The organism is Streptococcus sp. 27098_8_113, from assembly GCF_041432545.1.
Classification (GTDB): Bacteria; Bacillota; Bacilli; order Lactobacillales; family Streptococcaceae; genus Streptococcus.
The window spans coordinates 74,872-98,929 of sequence record NZ_JAPVZU010000007.1 but is presented as its reverse complement, the minus strand read 5'-3'; the positions used below and the strand labels follow the sequence as shown (position 1 = coordinate 98,929).

Genomic DNA, 24,058 nt, shown 5'->3' with positions numbered 1-24,058 from the left:
CCGATTTCTGTTCCACTCTCTTTTCTTGATTTAAATAATATAATAAATTTTTCTAAAAAAGAGGTATAGACCATTTACAAATAAAATAGAAAGCGTTATAATAGAGTCAATAGAAATAGAACAAGAGGAGGCAGTCAAATGCCTAAATATATAAAAGCCGATCAGTTCTTCTATCCTCAAGGGATTCGCAAGGGTGGATTTTTGGAAGTGATTGATGGAAAATTTGGAAAATTAGTACAGGAAGTCCCTGCGGATGCGGAAGTGGTGGATTACACAGGTTACTCTGTCGCACCGGGTCTGGTGGATACCCATATCCATGGTTTTGGTGGGGTCGATGTCATGGACAATAACATCGAAGGTACTCTTCATACCATGAGTGAAGGACTTTTGACGACTGGGGTGACCAGTTTCTTACCGACTACGCTGACATCATCTTACGAGCAACTCTTGGCTGTGACAGAAAATATCGGTGCGCGCTATCAAGAAGCAAGTGGTGCCAAGATTCGTGGTCTCTACTTTGAAGGGCCTTACTTCACTGAAAAGTACAAGGGTGCCCAAAACCCAGCCTACATGAAGGATCCTCGCATGGATGAATTTCGTGCTTGGCAAAAGGCAGCCAATGGTCTGCTAAATAAGATTGCTTTGGCACCTGAGCGTGAGGGCGTGGAGGAATTTGTCCGCACCATCACTGATGAAGGTGTGACAGTCGCTTTGGGGCACTCTAATGCGACCTATGACGAAGCTAAGGCAGCAGTGGAAGCAGGAGCTAGTGTCTGGGTACATGCCTACAATGGTATGCGGGGCTTGACCCACCGTGAACTAGGTATGGTTGGGGCTATGTACGAGCTGCCTCACACTTACGCAGAGTTGATTTGTGATGGCCACCACGTAGATCCCAAGGCCTGTGATATTTTGCTTAAGCAAAAGGGGCATGAACATGTAGCTCTCATCACAGACTGTATGACTGCAGGTGGGCTGGAAGACGGCGACTATATGCTGGGAGAATTTCCAGTGGTGGTAGCCAATGGCACAGCTCGTCTCAAATCAACTGGTAACTTGGCAGGATCAATCCTGCAGCTCAAAGACGGTCTGAAAAATGTGGTTGAGTGGGGCATTGCAAATCCTCACCAAGCAGTCATGATGGCCAGTCTTATCCCAGCAAAATCTGTCCACATTGACGATGTCTGCGGCCAGATCAAGGAAGGTTATGATGCCGACTTTATCGTGCTGGACAAGGATTTAGAGCTGGTTGCTACTTATCTGGATGGCGAAAAACGCTTTGAAGCTGCCTCCAGTATTCTTTAATTGAGTCTCCTTATATTTTTAGAAAGGATGGGGTAACCTGTCCTTTTTAATGTAGGGTTGCTGCTTTTCCCTAGGATTTGCTAGAGGGACTTGGGCAAAGCTAGAATAGTTGGCGCAACTAGAAAGTCTCTGAGATATTTTTCTTAACAGATGGTAGGGCTTTCTCAATGAAAGAGAAGATGTTATAATAGGGTTATCACAAACGAGGAGGACAGGATGAAAAAGATTGATTATAAATTTATGGGAATGGGTTTGGTATTCCTCTTCTTTGGATTGCTATTGCATCGTTTTTTGATATTTATTGCTGGTCTGGCCTTTATCATTTACAGCTTTTTCAGCCGAGGCATGGCTCCAACCAAGGAAAATATCTTTAAGCCAAAATTGTCCAAAAGAAAGAAAAAATAAGGAGAACAGATATGAAAAATTATACCCTTAACAATGGCGTCAAGATCCCAGTCTTGGGCTTTGGTACTTGGAAGGCTCAGGACGGAGAAGAGGCATATCAGTCAGTCTTAGCCGCTCTGAAGGCTGGCTATCGCCACATTGATACAGCAGCTATCTATAAGAATGAGGAGAGTGTTGGTCGAGCAATTAAAGACAGCGGCATTCCGCGTGAAGAGCTCTTCATCACCACCAAGCTCTGGAATAGCAAGCATACTTATGAAGAGGCCGTGGAAGCCTTTGACAGCTCTATGGAGCGGTTGGGGCTGGATTATCTGGATCTCTACCTTATCCACTGGCCAAATCCTAAGCCTTTACGAGAAGATGGAGCTTGGCAAAAGCGCAATGCAGAAGTTTGGCGGGCTATGGAAGACCTCTACCAAGCTGGTAAGATCCGAGCGATCGGCGTCAGCAATTTCCTGCCTCATCACCTAGAAGCTCTGCTGGAAACAGCGCGCGTCACTCCAGCTGTCAATCAAATCCGCCTAGCGCCAGGTGTTTATCAGACAGAGGCGGTAGACTTCTGCCGTGCTCATGATATCCTACTTGAAGCTTGGGGACCATTTGGGCAAGGCGAACTCTTCCAAAATCCAGCCGTGCAGGCGATAGCAGATAAGTATGGCAAGACCATTGCCCAAATCGCTCTAGCTTGGAGCTTACAAGAAGGCTTCCTACCCCTGCCTAAGTCAGTCACTCCGAGTCGGATTGCTAGCAATCTGGATTGCTTTGACATCGAACTGAGTCCTGCTGACTTAGAGATTCTCAAAAATATCAGCGGTTTGGAAGGCGGAGCACCTAATCCAGATGGGATGGATTTTTAAGCGATAGACGAACATCTTTTTAGTTGAAATCAAGCTACTCGATATGTTAGTTATTGGTATTTAATGAAGTTTTATAGTGACCTAGGCCTCGGCCGGTCACTTTTCCTATAGAATCATGGCAACCTAGGCCTCGGCTGGTCACTTTTCCTATAGAATCATGGCAACGTAGACATCGGCTAATCACTTTTCCTATAGATTCGTAGCAACCTAGTCCTCGGCCGATCACTTTTCCTATAGTTTCGTGGCAACTTGGTTCTCGGCTGTCTACTTTTCCTATAGATTCTTGGCAATCTAGGCCTCGGCTGGCCACTTTTTCTATAGATTTATGGCAATCTAGGCATCGGACGCTCTTTTCATTGCTATTTATAAGATCCATCGCCCCTCGGTCATTTGTCGTCAAAAACAAGTGCCAGATGAGGGTCTCTCAAGAGACTATAGTTTCTTGAAAAGAAGAATTAGTTTTTATAGGTTCTTTTGAAGATTATAAGGGTATTGCTATTGCAGTTATACCGAATCGGAAGTTATGATTTTTTATCATAGGTTTAAAACAAAAGTATTGGTAAAATATGGTTACAAAGCATAGTTGTCTATTTCGCTAACCTTGCTAATCTTATTAGTTCTCACAAAGATAAATACTGTCCTCATTGCACCAATAAGGGCGCTATTTTCGAATTATATAAATGAGTCCCTTTTGAATATTTCTAAGGGGACTTATCAGTATTTGATAACTTAAAAGTATTTACTTTCGATAGCTTTTGAGTTATAATAAATTCGAAAAGAGGATGCTTTGTGCACACTATTTATTTTTATAAAGATAAACATGGGAATCAACCAGTTTTGGACTATATGAAGGAGCTGGCTAGTCTTAACAGCAAGGATAGCCGGATCAAACTCAATAAGCTCAATGACTATATCGAGCTCTTGAGTCAACAGGGAACTCGTGCCGGTGAGCCCTACATCAAGCATCTAGAGGCAGAGATTTGGGAATTACGACCCTTACGGGATCGGATTTTATTTGTGGCTTGGATAGATGGAAGTTTTGTCTTACTGCATCATTTTGTTAAAAAGACGCAAAAGACTCCCAGACGGGAGATTGAGAAGGCCAAACGAGAGTTGCAAGATTTGAAAGAAAGAGGGCTAAAAGATGAAGAATAGTGCTATTGGAAGTAATTGGAAAGAAGTGAGGGCAGAGCTTTTCACCAAGGAAGAAATCCTAGAAAGTGATCTGAGGGTAGCGATTATGACAGAGCTGATCGAGGCCAGACATGAAAAGGGCATTAGCCAAAAGAAGCTTGAAGAACTCAGTGGGGTCAGTCAACCTGTCATCGCTCGAATGGAGACAGGAAAGACCAACCCTCAATTGGATACGGTATTGAAAGTATTAGCAAGCCTTGGCAAGACCCTAGTCGTTGTCCCACTAGAGCAAGAAAAGGTTTAATAGAAAATAAGAAATAAATATTAGAGAAACAAATCAAACTTACCAGAGGCTTTGACCAATCTCTGCCATAGAGCCAGCTTAGATGCACTCTGATTAAAAACCACACTCCAATCGTTAGATTTTATGTCTAACTTTTGGGGTGTGTTTTTTCATTATAAATTGCTTTATTTATCAATACAATTTCAAATCACGAGGGTCAACTGGGAAAGTTGGATTGTATGGATTGTGACGTAGTTTGAAGTGTTTGACATCTTCGATGGTTTGAGTTCCAGATAGTTGCATGACGGTTTTTAGTTCAGTATTTAGGTGTTCAAAGACTTGGCGAACACCGACGCTACCACCGAGGGCTAGGCCATAAATGACAGGACGTCCAATGGCTACTAAGTCTGCTCCTGAAGCCAAGGCTTTAAAGACGTGTTGGCCACGGCGAATACCAGAGTCAAAGACAATCGGCACACGTTTATCAACTGCTTCAGCAACTTCTTGAAGTGAGTCAAAGGCAGCTGGTCCACCGTCGATTTGGCGGCCACCGTGGTTGGTTACCCAGATTCCAGAAGCACCTGCAGCAAGCGAACGTTCGACATCTTCACGGCATTGAGGACCTTTGACATACACGGGGAGTCCTGAGTATTCAGCGATAAACTCAACATCTCGTGGCGACAGGCGTTGTTTTGCTGATTTGTAGACAAAGTCCATGGACTTACCAGCACCTTCGGGTAAGTATTCTTCAACGATAGGCATGCCAACTGGGAAAACAAAACCATTACGCTTATCAACCTCACGATTGCCCCCTACAGTCGCATCCGCAGTTAAGACAATGGCTGTGTAGCCTTCTGCCTTGACACGATCCATGATATGGCGGTTAATGCCATCATCTTTGCTGAAGTAAAATTGGAACCAGTGCGGTGTTCCTTGGAGGGCTTGAGAAATTTCTGGAAGATCAACAGTGGAGTAGGAGCTGGTTGTATAAAGAGAGCCAAACTCATGTACACCACGCGCAGTAGCGACTTCCCCTTGCTCATTTGCTAATTTATGGGCTGCAACAGGCGCCATGATGATTGGTGAAGACAGTTTTTCGCCTGCAAATTCAATCTCAGTGCTTGGGTTTTCCACATCACAGAGTGTATGAGGAACAATGAGTTTATGATTAAAAGCTCGAATGTTCTCGCGTAAAGTGAACGTGTCCTCAGCTCCACTTGCGATGTAGCCAAAAGCAGCTTTAGGAATGACTTGCTGCGCCATGGGCTCCAGATCATAGGTATTAATAAAATCCACAGGGCCTTCAGCATTGCTTGTTTTGTATGACATAAAATGTCCTCCTTGATAAAAGTAAACGTTTACTTTTTGATTTACAGGAACATCTTAACTCTTTTTCATGTCATTTTCAAAAATTTTGTCTGGAAGTTTCAGTTTGCAATAGAGATGATAAATATTTTTTATCATTGTGATAGAAAATACATATTATCCAAACATGTCTTTTAGTGCTACAATAGCTGTATTATTCCTAGATGGGAGGTTCTCTTTTGGATTGGTCCATTGTTGAACAATATCTACCATTATATCAAAAGGCATTTTTTCTAACCCTGCATATCGCAGTTTGGGGCATTTTGGGAGCTTTTCTAGTTGGTTTACTTGTTAGTATTATCCGGCATTATCGTATCCCTGTTTTGACACAGCTAGCCACAGCTTATATTGAATTGTCGCGAAATACGCCCCTTTTGATTCAACTCTTCTTTCTCTACTTCGGGCTTCCTCGGATTGGGATTGTCCTTTCTTCAGAGGTCTGCGCCACCCTTGGTCTTATCTTTTTGGGAGGTTCCTATATGGCGGAATCCTTCCGAAGCGGGCTAGAAGCAGTTAGTCAAACCCAGCATGAGATTGGCTTAGCGATCGGTCTGACACCCGCTCAAGTTTTTCGCTACGTAGTCTTGCCACAAGCCACAGCAGTCGCTCTGCCATCCTTCAGTGCCAATGTGATTTTCCTGATCAAGGAAACCTCTGTCTTCTCTGCGGTTGCTCTAGCCGACCTCATGTATGTTGCCAAGGACTTGATTGGGCTTTACTATGAGACAGATATTGCACTGGCTATGTTGGTAGTGGCCTATCTTATCATGCTCCTGCCTATATCATTGTTCTTCAGTTGGATAGAAAGGAGGCTCCGCCATGCAGGATTCGGGAATACAAGTACTCTTTCAGGGAAATAATCTTTTGCGGATCTTACAGGGATTGGGAGTCACGATTGGCATTTCCATCCTCTCTGTCCTCTTATCCATGATTTTCGGTACGGTCATGGGAATCATCATGACCTCTCATTCTAGAGTCGTTCGTTTTTTGACACGCTTTTATCTAGAATTTATCCGTATCATGCCCCAGCTGGTGCTACTCTTCATTGTTTATTTCGGTTTGGCTCGAAATTTTAATATCAACATTTCTGGAGAGACTTCTGCCGTTATCGTTTTTACCCTTTGGGGAACGGCTGAGATGGGAGATTTGGTGCGTGGAGCTATCACTTCCCTTCCTAAACATCAGTTTGAAAGCGGACAGGCGCTGGGGTTGACGAATTTCCAACTTTACTACCACATCATCATTCCACAGGTCTTGAGAAGACTGCTTCCGCAGGCCATCAATCTCGTCACTCGGATGATTAAAACGACTTCTCTGGTTGTTTTGATTGGGGTTGTTGAAGTTACAAAAGTGGGGCAGCAAATCATCGATAGCAATCGCTTGACCATTCCAACAGCATCCTTTTGGATCTACGGTACCATACTGGTTCTGTATTTCGCAGTTTGCTTTCCTATTTCCAAGCTATCCACTCACTTAGAAAAACACTGGAGGAACTAAATGTCTGATACCATATTAGAAATCAAGGATCTAAAAAAATCCTTTGGAGACAATCCCATCCTCCAAGGACTCTCCCTAGAAATCAAAAAAGGGGAAGTAGTGGTTATTCTAGGACCATCCGGTTGTGGGAAAAGCACTCTCCTTCGCTGCCTTAACGGCCTAGAAAGCATTCAGGGTGGAGATATTCTTCTGGATGGCCAGTCCATTATTGGAAGCCAGAAAGACTTTCACTTGGTTCGTCAAAAGATTGGCATGGTCTTTCAAAGTTATGAACTCTTTCCCCATCTGGACGTTTTGCAGAACCTTATCCTAGGTCCTATCAAAGCACAAGGACGGGATAAGAAAGAAGTGACTGAAGAAGCCCTACAATTATTGGAACGCGTCGGACTGCTAGATAAAAAACACAGTTTCGCTCGCCAATTATCTGGTGGTCAGAAACAACGGGTTGCCATTGTCCGTGCCCTGCTCATGCATCCAGAAATTATCCTCTTTGACGAGGTGACGGCTTCGCTTGATCCAGAAATGGTGCGTGAGGTCCTCGAACTCATCAACGACCTAGCTCAAGAAGGTCGTACCATGATCTTGGTGACCCACGAAATGCAGTTTGCTCAAGCCATTGCGGACCGGATTATCTTCCTCGACCAAGGGAAGATTGCCGAAGAAGGAACGGCTCATTCTTTCTTTACCAATCCACAAACCAAACGAGCACAAGAATTTTTAAACGTTTTTGACTTTAGCCAATTTGGCTCATATTTATAAAGGAGATTCTTATGAAACTACTCAAATCGCTCTTAACTGTTTTGGCACTTGCCTTTGCCCTCATCTTTGTTACAGCTTGTGGCTCAGGCGGAAATGCTACTTCTTCATCTGGTAAAACTACTGCCAAAGCTCGCACTATTGATGAAATCAAAAAAAGTGGAGAACTTCGAATTGCTGTATTTGGAGACAAGAAACCTTTTGGTTATGTAGACAACGACGGCTCTTACCAAGGTTATGACATCGAACTGGGAAATCAGTTGGCCAAAGACCTCGGTGTTAAGGCAAAATACGTGTCTGTTGATGCTGCCAACCGTGCGGAATACTTGATTTCTAACAAGGTGGACATCACCCTTGCCAACTTTACCGTCACAGACGAACGTAAGAAACAAGTTGACTTTGCCCTTCCATACATGAAGGTTTCACTGGGTGTTGTGTCTCCTAAGAAAGGTGTTATCACAGATGTTAAACAGCTTGAAGACAAAACTTTGATTGTCACAAAAGGAACTACCGCTGAAACGTATTTTGAGAAAAATCATCCAGAAGTTAAACTTCAAAAATACGACCAATACAGTGACGCTTATCAAGCTCTTTTGGATGGACGTGGAGATGCCTTTTCAACTGACAATACTGAAGTTCTAGCTTGGGCTCTTGAAAATAAAGGATATGAAGTAGGAATTACTTTGCTTGGCGACCCAGATACTATTGCACCAGCAGTCCAAAAAGGAAACAAAGAGTTGCTTGATTTCATCAATAAAGACATTGAAAAATTGGGCAAGGAAAACTTCTTCCACAAAGCTTATGAAAAGACTCTTCACCCAACCTACGGTGATGCTGCAAAAGCAGATGACCTCGTCGTTGAAGGTGGAAAAGTAGAATAGAAGCGTTAGTAAAGTAGAAAAATTCACCTTAAAAAATGAACCGCATCTCAACAGTTAGACAGAAAGAGTCTAGCAGTTGAGGTGCGGTTCAAATTATGTTTGTTTTGATTTCTACAAGTAGAGCTCAGTTAGCTTGTGGGCTACACCGTCTTGGTCGTTGGTGAGTTCAAGCTGTTGGTCAGCGTAAGGCAGCAGGGTTTCGCTGGCATTTTTCATGGCATAGCCTGTTCCTGCAAATTCCAGCATTTCGGTATCATTATGCTCGTCACCAAAAGCAATCAGGTCCTTGCGATCGACATTGAGGATATTGAGCAGGTACTGGAGGGCGAAGGCCTTGTTGACACCTTTAGGACCGCACTCAAGGATACTGAGCGGACCGCCCCAGGTATTGATGGAGAGTTCATGCTGGTAAAAGGCATTCATCTCTTCAGCCAGAGCGTATTTGTCTGTGGCATGGGTTTGCAGCAAGATAGCATTTGGATTTTTAGTGACCAGCTGGGCCTGAAATTGATTTTCTGGCTTAAAATTATCAATGCCAAAGAGCTTGGGATCTGCGATTTCTTCGTTTGTATTGGTGATGTAGAATTTCTTGCGGTATTCACCAGCGATGAAATCAGCTTCGATTTCTTCTTTTCGTTGAACCATATCTAGCAAAAAAGACTTGTCTACGGTCAAGGATTGTTCAAATTCCCACTTTTTTTCAGGAATATGGGTCAAAGAGCCGTTAAAATTTATCATGGGAGTATTCAGCTCTAACTCTTTATAGAAATCTAGAGCCATGCGGTAAGGACGGCCAGTTGTGATGATGACCTTGTGCCCTTTAGCCGATATTTTCTTGATGGTTTCTTTGGTAAAATCAGAAATCTTACTCTCAGAGTTGAGCAAGGTTCCGTCCAAATCTACAGCAATTACTTTATTCGTCATTCTTATTCCTCGTACAGTATCAATCAGTATAGTAAATCTATTATAACAGAATTAAGAATAAATGACACAAGTTGTGGTATAATGTTTCCTCAATAGCTAAGACGAAAGATGTCTGCTGACAGTCTATAAGCGAAGAGAGTTAAAGTAAGGGGAGGATCTTGTATGCGTAAACCAATTTTCATTCACATTTTTTTCCTACTAATTGCATTTGTTGTGTATATTCAGGGGATTACGGTTCAGGGACCAGACCTGATTTGGAATATGATTCTGGCCTTAATTGCCTATGACGCTGCGGTCTTAACGACGATATCTAAGAAGCAGAAATGGCTTTATCCACTTTTGTTGGTGGTTTGGTTGGCCTTTTATCCTAATACTTTTTATATGCTGACGGACTTGGTGCACATGACTTGGGTAGGAGATACCCTGTGGAACCCTGTCAGCATGCACCTATTTATGGCTTTTGTGCCGAGCATTTTATTTGGCGTTTACTGCGGAATTGAAAGCTGGAATATTTTGCGCGAGCGCTGGAAGTGGACTTGGTGGCTGGATATGCTTGTGGTTGCAGGTCTGTCTTATCTGTCGAGTCTAGCCATTTATATCGGTCGTTATGATCGCCTCAATTCTTGGGATCTGGTGACGCGACCCCAGCTAGTTGTCCAAAAGCTACTGGAAACCTTTCAGAAGGATCGTCTGGTATTTATCCTTGGATTTACCTTTATCCAAATCATGACTTTGCTCTTTTTAAGCAGAGAAAATAAAAAATAAGACACTTTAAAGTATTTTTTAGAGCAATGGGCTTGAAAAAGTGAATGTTTTTGAGTATAATCATAGTATTGTTCGTAAATAACGAATAAGCAGCACTGTTTTAAAGAAAATCAGGAGTTCTCTTTTATACAGTTGCCATAAAACAATTTAGGAGATTATCTATAATGGATAAATTATTTAAACTCAAAGAGCACGGTACGGATGTTCGTACGGAAGTTCTCGCTGGGTTAACAACTTTCTTTGCTATGAGCTACATCCTCTTTGTCAATCCAGCCATGCTGTCGCAAACGGGTATGCCAGCTCAAGGTGTCTTTCTGGCTACGATCATCGGTTCCGTTGCTGGAACGCTCATGATGGCCTTTTATGCCAACCTCCCTTACGCACAGGCGCCAGGTATGGGTCTCAATGCTTTCTTTACGTTCACCGTTGTCTTTAGTCTGGGATATACTTGGCAAGAAGCTCTGGGCATGGTCTTCATCTGTGGTCTGATCTCACTCTTCATTACCCTGACCAAGATTCGGAAGGCTATTATCGAGTCTATTCCATCAGCTTTACGCTCAGCTATTTCAGCTGGTATTGGTGTCTTCCTAGCTTATGTAGGGATTAAAAATGCTGGACTGTTGAAGTTTTCGATCGATCCAGGCAACTATGTAGTAGCTGGTAAGGGAGCTGACCAAGCGAAAGCTGCTATTACAGCAAACTCAGCTGCAACTCCAGGATTAGTTGATTTTAATAATCCAGCAGTTTTACTCGCTTTACTTGGTCTAGCGATTACAGTTTTCTTTGTTATCAAGGGCATCAAAGGTGGCATTATCTTATCTATCTTTACAACGACAGTCGTAGCGATTGCTGTTGGCTTAGTAAACCTGTCTGCGATTGACTTTGGTCAGCACAATCTGTCAACAGCTCTAAAAGAACTTGGACAAGTGTTCGGAGTTGCGGTTGGTCCAGAAGGCTTGGGAGCTCTCTTTGCTGATACGGCACGCCTGCCTCAGACATTTATGGCCATCCTAGCCTTCTCTCTGACTGATATTTTTGATACTATTGGTACCTTGATCGGAACTGGTGAAAAAGTTGGTATCGTCGCAAGCTCTGGTGAAAACCATGAGTCAGAAGGTTTGGACAAGGCTTTGTACTCAGACTTAATCGGTACGACTATCGGTGCAATCGCCGGAACATCTAACGTTACTACTTATGTAGAGTCTGCAGCTGGTATCGGAGCTGGCGGACGGACTGGTTTGACAGCTTTGGTTGTAGCGGTCTGCTTTGCGGTATCTAGCTTCTTTAGCCCGTTGTTGGCAATCGTTCCAACAGCAGCAACTGCACCAATCTTGATTGTCGTTGGGATCATGATGCTTGGCAGTCTGAAAAATATCCAGTGGGATGATATGGCAGAAGCTGTCCCAGCTTTCTTCACTTCTATCTTCATGGGCTTCACTTACAGTATCACGAACGGGATTGCAGCAGGCTTTATCATGTATGCTCTTGTGAAAGTCATCAAAGGTCAAGCTAAGGATGTGCATCCGATGATTTGGATCTTAAACCTACTCTTCATCCTTAACTTTATCAGCCTAGCTCTTTCTTAAGAATCATTGTTAAGAAGTTGGACATCTTCCAGCTTCTTTTTTTGCAGGAAAAATTTAGGAAATGTCCTAGTTTACTTATAAATAAAAGCGAGTGACCTGCTTTGATTAGAAGATTTCGAAAGCTCATCTAATTTTTTTCAAACATTTTGCTTCCTCTATTAGAAAATTGAGCGCAAACGCAAATCTTCTGGTATAATAAAAGAATGTTTAGTCATAATGAAGAAGAATTAATCAACTGGGGCCAGCGTCTCGGAAGCTTGCTTAAGGAGCAAGATGTTTTGGTTTTGACAGGAGACTTGGGTGCGGGTAAGACGACCTTTACCAAGGGCTTGGCTCAAGGTCTGGGCATCAAGCAGATGATCAAAAGTCCGACCTATACCATTGTTCGCGAGTATGAAGGACGTTTGCCACTGTACCACTTAGATGTCTATCGGATTGGTGAAGATCCAGACTCAATTGACTTGGATGATTTTCTCTTTGGTGAGGGAGTTACGGTCATCGAGTGGGGAGAATTGCTAGGGGATAGTTTACCAGATGATTATCTGAAGCTGACTCTTCTAAATAAAGACGACGGTCGCGAGCTAGTCTTTGAAAGTCAGGGACGCCGTTCTCAGGAACTACTGGAGGAATTGCTGCATGGCTGAGTTTGAATTGGCCTTGCGGGAGGCAGAAAAGACAGATGCCGCTGACTTGATTCGCTTTTTAAATCAAGTCGGAGCCGAGTCAGACTACATGACCTTGGATGAGGCTGGGATTTTGATGGATGAAGAGCAGATGGCTCAGTTCATTCAGCGTCAAGCTGAGTCGGATAATCAGCTTTATATCTTGGCCTTACTTGATAATGAAATCGCTGGGATTGTCAGTATCACAGCGGATTTTCATGAGCGGATTCGCCACATTGGGCAAGTCTTTATCGTTGTCAAAAAAGCCTTTTGGAATCAAGGCCTCGGTCGTATCTTGCTAGAAGAAGCTGTGGACTGGGCAGAAAATGGAAGTAGTCTTCGCCGTTTGGAGCTAACTGTCCAGGTTAGAAATGAGCGAGCTGTTCATCTCTATAAAGAATTAGGATTTGAAATCGAAGGCCTACAAAAAAGAGGGGCCTATTTAAGAGAAGGGATATTTCTAGATGTTTACCTGATGGGAAAACTGATAGATTGATGAAATATGTTTAAAAAAATTGTACGAATGTTTTTGAGCCTGTTGCTTGTCACAGCTATTGGAGTAGGAGGCTATGCTTGGACTATTTACAATCAGTCAACGGACGCCTTGTCCCATACTTATAAGGGGTTTGGGAATGAGACGAACGTTATTGCGGAAACCAAGCCCTTGACGATTTTACTGATGGGGGTAGATACAGGAAGCGGCTCTCGGTCTGATACCTGGAAGGGAAATAGCGACTCCATGCTCCTCCTATCTGTCAATCCTCAGACTAAAAAGACGGTCATGATGAGTTTGGAGCGGGATATTCTGACTCAAATCGATGAAAAAGGCGAAACGACAGAAGCTAAACTAAACGCCGCCTATGCTTATGGCGGTGCAGAATTAGCCATCGCGACCATTGAGAAATTGATGAACATCCATATTGACCGTTATGTGATGATCAATATGCAAGGGCTGGTTCAGCTAGTCGATGCAGTTGGCGGTATTGAAGTCAACAATACTTTTGATTTCCCGATTTCCATTGAAGAAAATGAACCGGAATATACTGCAACTGTCGAGCCAGGCAAGCATTTGATCAATGGAGACCAGGCTCTGGTTTATGCCCGCATGCGTTACCAGGATCCAGAGGGTGACTACGGTCGTCAGAAACGTCAGCGTGAGGTGATCCGAAAGGTCGTTGAGAAGGTCCTCAGTCTCAATAGTATCAGCCATTATCAAGCTATTTTGCGAGCAGTCAGCAAGAATATGCAGACCAATGTAGCGCTGGATGCGGGAAGTATCCCTCAGTTATTGGGCTACAAAGACGCCTTTAGAAGCATTCAGTCTGAACAATTACGTGGGGAAGATGCTACCTTGGCTGATGGCGGTAGCTATCAGCTGGTTACGTCTGATCATTTGCTGGAAATGCAAAATCTGATTCGGAAAACATTGGGCTTGTCTTCAGTTAAGACTCTGAAAACCAATGCCGTACTGTATGAAGATTTGATGGGAGGCAGAAGCCTACGTGCGTCTAATTCTAGCTCTTCAACAACTTATCAGCATGATGAGCCGGTTTACAGCCAACCAACGGAGAGCAATTATGGCGGTGCTAACTATAGTAGTTCGACACCAACCGCTCCTGAGCCGAGCGCTAGCAGTGAGCCGCCAGCAAGTTCTGCGCCTGCATCTACTCCAGCTCCGACACCGTCAGCATCATCTGCAGATCACCCCACAACATCAGCATCTTCAGAATAAACAAATCGAGGCTGGGACAAAAGTCCTAGCCTCTCAATTGTATTTGGATTGTCGAGCAAGACGCAGTGGTTGAGTGGACTCTATTACGCTGATTACATCAGCTTTTATAGCCCTACTCAACTGTGCGGAGGTGGGACGACGAAATCGAATTCTAACGAATTACCGATTTCTGTCCCACTCTCGATTTTTAATGTTTTTGAGTTTTATTTTGTTAGCAACTTCCAGAAGAAATCAATAATATAGGTCAGTCCGTAAGTGTAGATGATGAGGGTGATGGGTTTGCAGAGCACGATAATCAGCATATATTTTTTGAAGGTCATCTTGGTCAAGGCGGCCAGCATACAGAGGAAATCAGCGGGACTGATGGGCCAAATCATCATAAAGATAAAGAAACGCTCAAAGCGATTGCCCTCATCCAGCCAGCCCACATACTTGTCATAGGTCCGCTTGCTGACGACGGACTGGACAAAGGCTGGTCCGTAGGTGCGAGCCAGATAGAAGATGATGGCGCAGCCGATGACGATGCCGACATAGTTGTAGATGGTGCCGACGATATGCCCGTAGATAAAGATGCCTGCAACAGAGGTCAAGGCACCAGGGATAATGGGCACGACAGTCTGCAAGATTTGCAGGAAGATAAACAGAGGTGGTCCCCAGATGCCTGCTTGTCTGATAAAGGCAGATAAGGTTTCCTTGGACTGGAGGATTCCTGCATAGTAGGCCCAGATGCAAAAGGCCACTGTACCTACAGCTCCGATAATGGACGACCAGTTGATGATTTTTTGCAAAAAGGGAGAAACAGTTTTCATTTCTCGATCCTTGCTTGCCATAGGCACCTCCAAGAGAATTATTCTTATATCTACTATAGCATCTTTTGCCATTTTTGTAAGCTTTGAAGCTATGGGTGCTAAAAAGTATGAAAGATGATATAATGATGTGACTAGCGAGCAATAATCTATGAGCATTCAAAAATCAGGGAGAGTGCTTATGCTCGAACTAAAAATTCTATGAGTTAGGAGAGTTATAGTGGAAGAATATTTAAACTTATATCATCAAAAATTGTGGGAGATTGCATATGAGAATCTCATAAGAACATTTTTCTATCCAACTACAATCTTGTTGTTCGTATTATTTTTAATTTTTTGGTGCATCTTTTTTAGAAAAAAATGGATTATTCTATTCATATCAAGTTATTTCTTTTTGTTTCTCTTTGCTATAGCTGCAGAATATGTGAATAGCTATGATAAAATTATGAATTCAGATTCATTATACAATAGTTTCTTTGTAGGTTTATTAAAGCGTGAAACAGTTTTACCAATGCTTGAGAAGGTAGATGAGATTCCCCTAGCTAGTGTTGATGGAAAATTGGAGAGAAAAAATATTATACTATTTGCTTTATCTAATCCGATGTATTATGGTGGTCTTTTTAATGATACGGCAGATTTCTTTACAGGTGGTCATATAGAAGGGAAATTATTTCTAGTTGCTTTAGTAGGATATGAAGAGAAAGATGGTCAATGGCAATCTGTCGATATTCGTATCGCCCCAGGTGAGGAAGAAAAGGATTTTCAGAAGTTTTCTAAGGTGCTTCACATCACAAGAGATGGAAAAGAAGGAGAAACGACTATTATCCTTGAACTTCAAAAATTTTATGAATTGAAGTTACGGAAAGAAAAAAATTGAGATTTGTCTGGACTATGAGCATGATCTTTGTCCCATTTTAAATGAAGCTTCCCACTTGGGGAGCTGTTTTCATTTGTTTGGGAAATAGGAAAGGTGAAGTCTCCCGATGACTCTTGGAAGAAATGGGGTTATAGGTGCCAAAAAGCCTATTTTATGCTATAATAGTGAGAATACGATTTTTGGAGAGAGATGTGGCGATTGAAGATTACATGCCCGACTTTGCAGTCGAGGCAGTTTACGATTTGACAGTAGAAAGTTTGAAAAGACAGGGCATCAAAGCGGTTTTGGTGGATTTGGATAACACCTTGATTGCTTGGAATAATCCTGACGGGACCCCAGAGATGAAGAAGTGGCTCCATGATTTGCGGGACGCGGGTATTCGGATTATCGTGGTGTCCAATAATAACCAAAAACGGGTCAAGCGAGCTGTTGAAAAGTTTGAAATTGACTATGTCTACTGGGCCATGAAGCCCTTCACTTGGGGAATTGACCAAGCGCTCAAGCTTTTTCATTTTGAAAAAAATGAAGTGGTCATGGTGGGCGACCAGCTCATGACGGATATTCGGGCAGCTCATCGGGCTGGAATTCGTTCGATTTTGGTCAAACCGCTGGTCGAGCACGACTCTATCAAAACCCAGATCAATCGGGCGCGTGAACGCCGTGTGCTCAAGAAAATCACTGAAAAATACGGTCCAATTCAATACAAAAAAGGAATTTAAGCATGGAAGAACTTCTCTGCATCGGCTGCGGAGCCACTATTCAGACAGAAGACAAGAGCCAGCTAGGCTACACGCCCCAGTCGGCTCTAGAAAAAGGCTTGGAGACAGGCGAACTCTATTGCCAGCGCTGTTTCCGCCTGCGCCATTATAATGAAATCAGCGACGTTCAGCTGACGGATGATGACTTTCTGCGGCTTCTCCACGAAGTTGGGGATAGCGACGCCTTGGTCGTCAATGTTGTCGATATTTTTGACTTTAATGGCTCGGTCATCCCTGGTCTGCCTCGCTTTGTCGCAGGAAATGATGTGCTCTTAGTCGGGAATAAAAAGGACATTCTGCCTAAGTCAGTCAAGGATAGTAAGGTGACCCAATGGCTGACGGAGCGGGCTCACGAAGAAGGTCTGCGTCCAGTTGATGTCATTCTGACCTCTGCTCAAAACAAGCAGGCCATTAAGGATTTGATTGACAAAATCGAGCATTGCCGCAAGGGACGTGATGTGTATGTGGTCGGCGTGACCAACGTGGGCAAGTCCACTCTGATTAACGCGATTATTCAGGAAATCACGGGTGATAAGGATGTCATTACGACTTCGCGCTTCCCGGGTACAACTTTGGACAAAATCGAGATTCCTTTGGCAGACGGCAGTCATATCTATGATACACCGGGCATCATCCATCGTCACCAGATGGCTCATTATCTTTCTGCTAAGAATCTCAAATATGTCAGCCCCAAAAAGGAAATCAAGCCCAAAACCTACCAGCTCAATCCAGAGCAAACCCTCTTTTTGGGTGGTTTAGGTCGTTTCGACTTTGTGGCAGGTGATAAGCAGGGCTTTACGGCTTATTTTGACAATGAGCTTAAGCTCCACCGGACCAAGTTAGAAGGTGCCAGCGACTTTTATGACAAGCATGTCGGCAGTCTCTTGGTGCCGCCAGTTGGCAAGGAAAAGGAAGAATTTCCAGCCTTGGTCAAGCATGAATTTACCATCAAGGACAAGACGGATATCGTCTTCTCTGGTCTGGGCTGGATTCGTGTCAATGACAGAGCCAAGGTTGCGGCTTGGGCTCCAAAAGGAGTGGACGTGGTCTTGCGCAAGGCGATTATCTAAGAAAGGTAGGATGTATGACCCAGTCAACTTTTATCACACCAGAAAAATATGTGGAAGCTATTCAGCAAATACCATACGGCAAAGTGGTTACCTTGGCTGATTTGCGTACTCACTTTGGACAGGATAATAGTGCTCCATTTTTTTCAGGTATTGCTGCTTTGATTGTCGCTTGGTCTGAGGAAGATGCCAAAATCCCCTATTGGCGAGTGCTCAAGTCAGGCGGGGAAGTCAATGCGAAGTATCCTGGAGGCCTTGAAGTACAAAGAGGGCTGCTGGAAGCGGAAGGACATAGCATTATTCAAAAAGGGAAAACAAAGATGAGGTACTATGTCCAAGATTTTCAAAAGAAACGGTATTCATTTGATTTGGAAAGAAATCTCATGTGCGGGCAATACTAATACTCTTTGAGTATAAGCTCTGCTATTTTTAAAAGAATAAGGAAAACTATGGCATTAACAAGTAAACAAAGGGCCTTTCTCAACAGTCAGGCCCACACACTCAAGCCCATCGTTCAGATTGGCAAAAACGGTCTCAATGACCAGATTAAAACCAGCATTCGTCAGGCACTGGATGCGCGAGAACTGATCAAGGTTACGCTCTTGCAGAATACAGATGAGAATATCCATGAAGTTGCTGAGATTTTGGAAGAAGAAATCGGAGTGGATACGGTGCAGAAGATCGGCCGGATCTTGATTCTCTTCAAGCAGTCCAGCAAGAAGGAAAATCGCAAACTCTCTGTTAAAGTCAAGCAAATTTAAGGAAAAATTTCTGTGGAGATATCAGCCTATGGCTATTGAATTACTGACCCCCTTTATCAAGGTGGAATTAGAACCAGAAGTTAAAGATAAAAAACGCAAGCAGATTGGCATTTTAGGTGGGAATTTCAACCCTGTCCACCATGCTCATTTGGTCGTGGCGGATCAGGTTCGCCAACAGCTAGGCTTGGATCAGGTCCTGCTTATGCCAGAGTACGAGCCGCCCCATGTGGATAAGAAAGAGACCATTGATGAAAAGCATCGGCTGAAAATGCTGGAATTGGCTATCGAGGGCATTGAAGGCCTAGAGATTGAAACCATTGAGCTGGAGCGCAAGGGGATTTCCTATACCTACGACACCATGAAGCTGCTGACAGAGCAGCATCCAGATACGGACTATTACTTTATCATCGGTGCGGATATGGTGGACTACCTGCCTAAGTGGTACCGGATTGATGAGCTGGTTGAGCTGGTGCAGTTTGTCGGTGTTCAGCGGCCGCGCTACAAGGCAGGGACTTCTTACCCTGTCATCTGGGTGGATGTACCCCTTATGGATATTTCCTCCAGCATGGTGCGGGATTTTCTGGCTCAGGGACGGACTCCCAATTTCCTGCTGCCTCAGCCAGTTATAGACTACATTGAGAAAGAAGGGCTTTACCTATGACCTACGAAAGCTATATACACATGAGCCGTGAGGCCTTGCTGGCTAAGATGGAAACAGTCATGCCCGAGAAACGCCTGCGGCATTGTCTAGGTGTGGAAAAGGCTGCCCGTGAATTAGCGGAGCGCTTCGGTCTTGACGTCGAAAAAGCGGGTCTGGCAGGACTCCTGCACGACTATGCGAAAAAGGTTTCGGATGAGGATTTTCTGGCCTTGATTGACAAATACCAGCTGGATCCGGACCTGAAAAACTGGGGCAATAATGTCTGGCATGGCATGGTGGGCATTTACAAGATTCAGGAAGACCTAGGGATCGAAGATGCAGAGATTTTGCGAGCTATCGAGATTCATACAGTGGGCAGTAGCACCATGTCTGAGCTAGACAAGGTCGTCTATGTCGCAGACTACATTGAGCATAACCGGGACTTTCCGGGAGTGGACAAGGCTAGAGAGTTGGCCCAGCGGTCGCTCAATCTAGCTGTGGCCTATGAAACAGCAAGGACGGTGGAGCATTTGGCTCACAAAGGACTCCCTATCTACCCGCAAACCCTAGAGACCTACAATGCCTTTGTAGGATATTTGAAGGAAATAAAAGAATGAAAACAGCTCTAATCATTATAGATGTACAAAATATCTTAGTGGAGACAGGCTTTCAGTCTGATAAAATGATGGATAAAATTTCCTTTCTGCAACATCAGGCTAGGAGTAAAGGTGTCGAAATTATCTATATTCAGCATATTGAAAATCCAGAAGATAGTGAATTGGAAACTTGGGAGTTGTCTCCTCTCTTAAATCGGAAGTCAGACGAAAAGGTCTTTCAGAAGAAGTACAATAGTATATTTAAAGAGACTGGTTTAAAAGATTACTTAGATAAAGAAGATATTGGTCGTCTAGTTTTATGTGGAATGCAGACGGAATATTGTGTAGATGCATCGGTTAAAGTTGGATTTGAATTTGATTATAAACTTGTCATTCCAGAGGGTGCTTTTACAACTTTTGATGGGGAAGATGCTTCGGCAGAAAAAATAAATACTTTTTATCAAAAAATTTGGGACGAACGTTTTGCGGATGTTCGAGATTACAAAAACATTTTTAATTAAAGAGGAACTATGAAAGAACAAGAATTATTGGAACTGGTCGTGAAGGCGGCCGATGAGAAGCGTGCAGAAGATATTGTGGCTTTGGACTTGCAAGATCTGACTACGGTGACAGATTACTTTGTCATCGTCAGCTCGATGAATAGTCGTCAGCTGGATGCGGTGGCTGAAAATATCCGCGAGAAAGCTGCAGCGGCTGGTGTTTCTGCTGGCCATGTTGAGGGTGACGCAGCTGGCGGCTGGGTTCTCTTAGACTTGGGTGGCATCGTTGTCCATGTCTTTTCTGAGGAAATGAGAGCCCATTACAATCTGGAAAAACTCTGGCACGAAGCGACAGGCGTGGATGTTGCAGCCTTATTGGAAGAAAAAAATAAGTGATTTTTTGCCCTTGGGCAAGAAAGCATAATTCGGCTCAGTCAGCCTGCTGGCTGGGCTATTTTTGAAAGGAAAAGTATGGCAACTTATGAAACCTTCGCGTCGGTTTACGATGCGATTATGGATGATTCTTTGTATGAGAAATGGACGGATTTCAGCCTGCGACATTTTCCCAAGGATAAGAAAAAGCTGCTGGAGCTGGCCTGTGGAACGGGCATTCAGTCTATTTATTTTAAGCAGGCAGGTTTTGATGTGACGGGGTTGGACTTGAGTCAGGAAATGTTGGATTTGGCAGAGAAACGTAGCAGAGACGCCGGTTTGGACATTCCCTTTATCCAGGGCAATATGCTGGATTTGAGTAGAGTCGGTCAGTTTGATTTGGTGACTTGTTATTCGGACTCGATTTGCTACATGGAGGACGAAGTGGATGTCGGTCAGGTATTTACTGAGGTTTACCAGCATCTAAATGAGGGCGGCCGCTTTATCTTTGACGTGCACTCGATTTACCAGATTGACGAGGTTTTTCCAGGCTATTCTTATCATGAAAATGCTGAAACCTTTGCCATGGTCTGGGATTCTTATGCGGATGAACCGCCTCATTCCATCGTGCATGAGCTGACCTTCTTTGTCCAAGATGAGGATGGTCGCTTCACGCGCCATGACGAGGTGCATGAGGAGCGGACCTATGAGATTCTGACCTACGATATCTTGCTGGAGCAGGCTGGCTTTAAGAATGTCAAGGTTTATGCGGACTTTGAGGACAAGGAACCAACCGACAAGAGCGCTCGCTGGTTCTTTGTGGCGGAGAAATGAGATGACAATCACCGGTATTATCGCAGAGTTCAATCCTTTTCATAATGGGCATAAATATCTGCTGGAGCAAGCTTCTGGCCTGAAAATTATTGCTATGAGCGGCAATTTTGTTCAGCGAGGGGAGCCAGCTATCGTAGACAAGTGGACTCGGGCACAGATGGCTTTAGAAGCTGGAGCGGATTTGGTCCTTGAGCTGCCTTTCTTGGTCAGTGTTCAGGCGGCGGACTTTTTCGCTAAGGGGGCAGTGGACATCTTAGAGCAGTTAGGTATTGATCAGCTGACTTTTGGGACTGAGGAAGTGCTGGACTACGAGAGTATTTCGAGGGTCTATGGTCAAAAGGCAGAGCAGATGGAAGCTTATCTGGCTGGTTTGCCTGATTCCCTATCCTATCCCCAGAAGACTCAGGCCATGTGGCAGGAGTTTGCAGGGCTCAATTTTTCAGGCTCTACTCCCAATCATATCTTGGGCTTGGCTTATGCCAAGGCTACGGCGGGAAAGGCTATCAAGCTTTGTCCCATTCAACGCCAGGGAGCAGGTTACCATTCTATGTCAGCTGATCAGGAATTTGCTTCAGCCACAGCCCTTCGTCAGAATCTGGATCAGCCAGACTTTCTCAAAAAATTCACTCCAAGCTATAAGCTACTTGAGACGGCAGCAAAGGTGACTTGGTCGGATCTTTTTCCTTATCTCCGTTACCAGATAGTGACAAGTCAGGATTTGGCAGACTTTTATCAGGTTAATCAGGAGTTGGCAGTTAGGATTAGAGAGGCCTTGAAAAGCAGTGAGACCATAGAAGAGCTGGTCGAGCAGGTGGCGACTAAGCGCTATACCAAGGCTCGGGTTCGGCGTCTGCTGACCTATATCCTAGTCGGAGCTAGACAAGAAGAACTTCCATCAGGAATCCATATTTTAGGCTTTTCTGAACAGGGACGCCAGCATTTGTCCAAGCTTAAGGGAAAAGTTGAACTCGTCAGCCGTATCGGCAAGGAGCCATGGGATAGTTTGACCCAGCAGGCTGACAAGGTCTATCAACTAGGAAATCCTGCACTGATGGAGCAGAATTTTGGCCGCTTTCCACTACAAAATACTCTCTGATAGTATAGATAGATTTGAGATTTACTTGTAAATAGAGAGTGGGACAGAAATCGGTAATTCGTTAGAATTCGATTTCGTCGTCCCACCTCCGCATAGTTGAGTAGGGCTGTAAAAGCTGATGGAATCAGCGTAGTAGAGCCCACTCAACCACTGCGTCTTGCTTGACAATCCAAAGACAATTGAGGAGGTTGGGACAAAAAGATTTCAATTTTTAAAAATCTTAATTATTAAGTCCCTCAAATCTATAATTAAATGCGAAAAGCGAACAAAGCAGAATTCTGATTACCAGAAAACTAGTTTTGTTCGCTTTTTATATTTGAGGTCGGACTTTTGTCCCAGCCTCTTCTTATTCACTAAATCGTAGGAAATATCCATCTGGATCCAAAACCGCAAATTCATGAGGATAAATAAAGCTATCTCCTACGCGAAATTCTCTTTTGGTCAGGGGACGATGGATGGGATAGTCAGCTTCCAGCAGTTTTTGGTGGAGCTGAGGGACGTCCTCAATACCAAAAGAAATATTGACACCACGCCCGAAAGGATAGGTCAGTTGGGCTAATTCTTCAGCGCTGCCTTCTTCTAGCATGAGTTGGCAGTCTTCAAGCGAGAGGAAGAGAAATTTCTCCTCGGGACGTTCGTATTCGACAGAGAAGCCCAGCAAGTCGCAGTAGAAGTGACGCGACTGTTCGAGATCAGATACTACAAATTCGGGAATGACAGCTTGATAGTCCATCGAATTTCTCCTTAAAGTTCAATTTCCATGACAATCGGCGTATGGTCTTGACGTGCACCAGAGTCGATCATATCAGACTTGGTTACCTTGTCAGCCACACGATTGCTGGTCAGCCAGTAGTCGATTCTCCAGCCTGTGTTGTTGATTTTAGAAGTCTTGCTGCGCTGCGCCCACCAAGTGTATTGGTTAGGGATATCTCCGTGCAAGTGGCGGAAGGTATCGGTAAAGCCTTTAGCCAGCAGGTTGGTGAAACCGGCACGCTCTTCATCGGTAAAGCCTGGTGAACGGCGGTTGCTGGCAGGATTGGCAAGGTCGATTTCCTTGTGGGCTACATTATAATCACCAGTTGCGAGAACTGGTTTTTGTTCATCCAGTGATGCCAAGTATTCAGCGTATTTGATATCCCAGACCTGACGTTCTTCCAAGCGTTTGAGACCATCGCCAGCATTGGGCGTATAGACCTGAGTGACGAAGAAGTCGTCAAATTCCAGCGTAATAATACGACCTTCAACATCCATGGTTGATGGTGCACCGATTTCTGGGAAGGTCACGATGGGTGTCAGCTCTTTTTTGTAGAGGAACATGGTTCCTGCATAGCCTTTGCGAGCTGGCTCTTGAGACGAGCGCCAAGTGTTTTCATAGCCTGGGAAGAGTTCTTCTAAAATTTCAAGGTGTTTTTTAGTCGGTCCTTTAGCGGAAAGCTTCGTTTCCTGAATAGCGATGATATCCGCATTTTCTGCTTGCAAGGTCCGAAGGACAGCCTGAGAGAGCTGAGCGCGGGCAGAATCACTGGTCAAAGCAGCGTTGAGAGAGTCTATGTTCCAAGAGATGAGTTTCATAAAATGTCCTTTTCTAGTAGAAATTTC

At 44.0% G+C, this 24,058-nt stretch carries 30 protein-coding genes; 25 read left to right on the top strand and 5 right to left on the bottom strand.

Annotated elements, in window-relative coordinates:
• Positions 1-138 precede the first annotated feature (138 nt).
• The 5 genes from nagA (at position 139) to O3644_RS05670 (ending at position 4,005) form a co-directional block, all read left to right on the top strand.
• Complete coding sequence (nagA, locus tag O3644_RS05690) at positions 139-1,305, top strand: N-acetylglucosamine-6-phosphate deacetylase (RefSeq protein ID WP_125406180.1); 1,167 nt, start codon at positions 139-141, stop codon at positions 1,303-1,305.
• Positions 1,306-1,521: 216 nt separating this feature from the next.
• The gene (locus O3644_RS05685) at positions 1,522-1,710 is read left to right on the top strand and encodes a hypothetical protein (RefSeq protein ID WP_125388213.1); all 189 of its coding nucleotides are present in this window, start codon (positions 1,522-1,524) and stop codon (positions 1,708-1,710) included.
• A gap of 11 nt (positions 1,711-1,721) precedes the next feature.
• The gene (locus tag O3644_RS05680) at positions 1,722-2,567 is read left to right on the top strand and encodes an aldo/keto reductase (protein WP_371595271.1); all 846 of its coding nucleotides are present in this window, start codon (positions 1,722-1,724) and stop codon (positions 2,565-2,567) included.
• 789 nt (positions 2,568-3,356) lie between these two features.
• Positions 3,357-3,722, top strand: coding sequence for a type II toxin-antitoxin system RelE/ParE family toxin (locus O3644_RS05675; protein WP_048763986.1), 366 nt, complete (start codon positions 3,357-3,359; stop codon positions 3,720-3,722).
• Positions 3,712-4,005 (top strand): helix-turn-helix domain-containing protein, encoded by a 294-nt coding sequence (locus O3644_RS05670; protein WP_048763983.1) that lies wholly within the window; start codon positions 3,712-3,714, stop codon positions 4,003-4,005. Before O3644_RS05675 ends, O3644_RS05670 begins: the two co-directional genes overlap by 11 nt.
• Before the next feature lie 171 nt (positions 4,006-4,176).
• Here the strand turns inward: O3644_RS05670 and lctO are convergent, their stop codons facing one another.
• Positions 4,177-5,313: an L-lactate oxidase gene (gene lctO, locus O3644_RS05665; RefSeq protein ID WP_048763982.1), complete on the bottom strand. Its 1,137-nt coding sequence runs from the start codon at positions 5,311-5,313 to the stop codon at positions 4,177-4,179.
• A 215-nt stretch (positions 5,314-5,528) separates the two neighbouring features.
• Between lctO and O3644_RS05660 the strand changes: the two genes are divergently transcribed.
• The 4 genes from O3644_RS05660 to O3644_RS05645 are packed head-to-tail and all read left to right on the top strand — an operon-like array spanning position 5,529 to position 8,483.
• Positions 5,529-6,209: an amino acid ABC transporter permease gene (locus tag O3644_RS05660; protein WP_048763981.1), complete on the top strand. Its 681-nt coding sequence runs from the start codon at positions 5,529-5,531 to the stop codon at positions 6,207-6,209.
• Entirely contained in the window at positions 6,169-6,846 is a 678-nt protein-coding gene (locus O3644_RS05655) for an amino acid ABC transporter permease (RefSeq protein ID WP_005592385.1), read from the top strand. Before O3644_RS05660 ends, O3644_RS05655 begins: the two co-directional genes overlap by 41 nt.
• Positions 6,847-7,605 (top strand): amino acid ABC transporter ATP-binding protein, encoded by a 759-nt coding sequence (locus tag O3644_RS05650; protein ID WP_048763979.1) that lies wholly within the window; start codon positions 6,847-6,849, stop codon positions 7,603-7,605.
• An 11-nt stretch (positions 7,606-7,616) separates the two neighbouring features.
• The gene (locus O3644_RS05645; RefSeq protein ID WP_048763978.1) at positions 7,617-8,483 is read left to right on the top strand and encodes a cysteine ABC transporter substrate-binding protein; all 867 of its coding nucleotides are present in this window, start codon (positions 7,617-7,619) and stop codon (positions 8,481-8,483) included.
• Positions 8,484-8,594: 111 nt separating this feature from the next.
• Here O3644_RS05645 and O3644_RS05640 read toward each other — a convergent pair whose 3' ends face one another.
• Positions 8,595-9,407, bottom strand: a complete 813-nt coding sequence (locus tag O3644_RS05640; protein WP_062005491.1) for a Cof-type HAD-IIB family hydrolase — start codon at positions 9,405-9,407, stop codon at positions 8,595-8,597.
• Positions 9,408-9,569: 162 nt separating this feature from the next.
• Between O3644_RS05640 and O3644_RS05635 the strand changes: the two genes are divergently transcribed.
• From O3644_RS05635 to O3644_RS05615, 5 genes are all read left to right on the top strand, one after another.
• A complete protein-coding gene (locus O3644_RS05635) occupies positions 9,570-10,172 on the top strand; it encodes a DUF1361 domain-containing protein (RefSeq protein ID WP_062005489.1) in 603 nt (200 codons plus the stop codon).
• A gap of 164 nt (positions 10,173-10,336) precedes the next feature.
• Positions 10,337-11,758, top strand: coding sequence for an NCS2 family permease (locus tag O3644_RS05630; RefSeq protein WP_015605350.1), 1,422 nt, complete (start codon positions 10,337-10,339; stop codon positions 11,756-11,758).
• Positions 11,759-11,961: 203 nt separating this feature from the next.
• The gene (gene tsaE / locus O3644_RS05625) at positions 11,962-12,402 is read left to right on the top strand and encodes a tRNA (adenosine(37)-N6)-threonylcarbamoyltransferase complex ATPase subunit type 1 TsaE (protein ID WP_048763969.1); all 441 of its coding nucleotides are present in this window, start codon (positions 11,962-11,964) and stop codon (positions 12,400-12,402) included.
• The gene (locus O3644_RS05620) at positions 12,395-12,916 is read left to right on the top strand and encodes a GNAT family N-acetyltransferase (protein WP_048763966.1); all 522 of its coding nucleotides are present in this window, start codon (positions 12,395-12,397) and stop codon (positions 12,914-12,916) included. Before tsaE ends, O3644_RS05620 begins: the two co-directional genes overlap by 8 nt.
• 6 nt (positions 12,917-12,922) lie before the next feature.
• Positions 12,923-14,152 carry an LCP family protein gene (locus O3644_RS05615; protein ID WP_371595270.1) on the top strand — a complete coding sequence of 410 codons (1,230 nt, stop codon included), beginning with the start codon at positions 12,923-12,925 and terminating at the stop codon, positions 14,150-14,152.
• Positions 14,153-14,355: 203 nt separating this feature from the next.
• Here O3644_RS05615 and O3644_RS05610 read toward each other — a convergent pair whose 3' ends face one another.
• Positions 14,356-14,982: a TVP38/TMEM64 family protein gene (locus O3644_RS05610; protein WP_148888252.1), complete on the bottom strand. Its 627-nt coding sequence runs from the start codon at positions 14,980-14,982 to the stop codon at positions 14,356-14,358.
• A 196-nt stretch (positions 14,983-15,178) separates the two neighbouring features.
• Between O3644_RS05610 and O3644_RS05605 the strand changes: the two genes are divergently transcribed.
• From O3644_RS05605 to O3644_RS05555, 11 genes are all read left to right on the top strand, one after another.
• Positions 15,179-15,835, top strand: coding sequence for a hypothetical protein (locus O3644_RS05605; protein WP_371595269.1), 657 nt, complete (start codon positions 15,179-15,181; stop codon positions 15,833-15,835).
• 191 nt (positions 15,836-16,026) lie between these two features.
• Positions 16,027-16,554, top strand: coding sequence for a YqeG family HAD IIIA-type phosphatase (locus tag O3644_RS05600; RefSeq protein WP_371595268.1), 528 nt, complete (start codon positions 16,027-16,029; stop codon positions 16,552-16,554).
• A 2-nt stretch (positions 16,555-16,556) separates the two neighbouring features.
• On the top strand, positions 16,557-17,663 hold the full coding sequence (gene yqeH / locus O3644_RS05595) for a ribosome biogenesis GTPase YqeH (protein ID WP_045498675.1): 1,107 nt from the start codon (positions 16,557-16,559) through the stop codon (positions 17,661-17,663).
• A 14-nt stretch (positions 17,664-17,677) separates the two neighbouring features.
• Positions 17,678-18,061: an MGMT family protein gene (locus O3644_RS05590; RefSeq protein ID WP_125406140.1), complete on the top strand. Its 384-nt coding sequence runs from the start codon at positions 17,678-17,680 to the stop codon at positions 18,059-18,061.
• A 48-nt stretch (positions 18,062-18,109) separates the two neighbouring features.
• The gene (gene yhbY / locus O3644_RS05585; RefSeq protein ID WP_125406137.1) at positions 18,110-18,421 is read left to right on the top strand and encodes a ribosome assembly RNA-binding protein YhbY; all 312 of its coding nucleotides are present in this window, start codon (positions 18,110-18,112) and stop codon (positions 18,419-18,421) included.
• 28 nt (positions 18,422-18,449) lie between these two features.
• Positions 18,450-19,082 (top strand): nicotinate-nucleotide adenylyltransferase, encoded by a 633-nt coding sequence (locus O3644_RS05580; protein ID WP_371595267.1) that lies wholly within the window; start codon positions 18,450-18,452, stop codon positions 19,080-19,082.
• Positions 19,079-19,678, top strand: coding sequence for a bis(5'-nucleosyl)-tetraphosphatase (symmetrical) YqeK (yqeK, locus tag O3644_RS05575; protein WP_371595266.1), 600 nt, complete (start codon positions 19,079-19,081; stop codon positions 19,676-19,678). Before O3644_RS05580 ends, yqeK begins: the two co-directional genes overlap by 4 nt.
• The gene (locus tag O3644_RS05570) at positions 19,675-20,178 is read left to right on the top strand and encodes a cysteine hydrolase family protein (RefSeq protein WP_371595265.1); all 504 of its coding nucleotides are present in this window, start codon (positions 19,675-19,677) and stop codon (positions 20,176-20,178) included. The genes yqeK and O3644_RS05570 overlap by 4 nt, the downstream gene beginning before the upstream one ends.
• A gap of 9 nt (positions 20,179-20,187) precedes the next feature.
• Positions 20,188-20,553 carry a ribosome silencing factor gene (gene rsfS / locus O3644_RS05565; RefSeq protein WP_371595264.1) on the top strand — a complete coding sequence of 122 codons (366 nt, stop codon included), beginning with the start codon at positions 20,188-20,190 and terminating at the stop codon, positions 20,551-20,553.
• A gap of 75 nt (positions 20,554-20,628) precedes the next feature.
• Positions 20,629-21,363, top strand: coding sequence for a class I SAM-dependent methyltransferase (locus O3644_RS05560; protein ID WP_371595263.1), 735 nt, complete (start codon positions 20,629-20,631; stop codon positions 21,361-21,363).
• Between the two features lies 1 nt (position 21,364).
• A complete protein-coding gene (locus O3644_RS05555; protein ID WP_371595262.1) occupies positions 21,365-22,459 on the top strand; it encodes a nucleotidyltransferase in 1,095 nt (364 codons plus the stop codon).
• A 346-nt stretch (positions 22,460-22,805) separates the two neighbouring features.
• On the opposite strand, the gene O3644_RS05550 is transcribed toward O3644_RS05555, so the two are convergent.
• Complete coding sequence (locus O3644_RS05550) at positions 22,806-23,192, bottom strand: bleomycin resistance protein (RefSeq protein WP_371595261.1); 387 nt, start codon at positions 23,190-23,192, stop codon at positions 22,806-22,808.
• 11 nt (positions 23,193-23,203) lie between these two features.
• Positions 23,204-24,031, bottom strand: coding sequence for an exodeoxyribonuclease III (locus tag O3644_RS05545; protein ID WP_148888259.1), 828 nt, complete (start codon positions 24,029-24,031; stop codon positions 23,204-23,206).
• Positions 24,032-24,058: the final 27 nt, after the last annotated feature.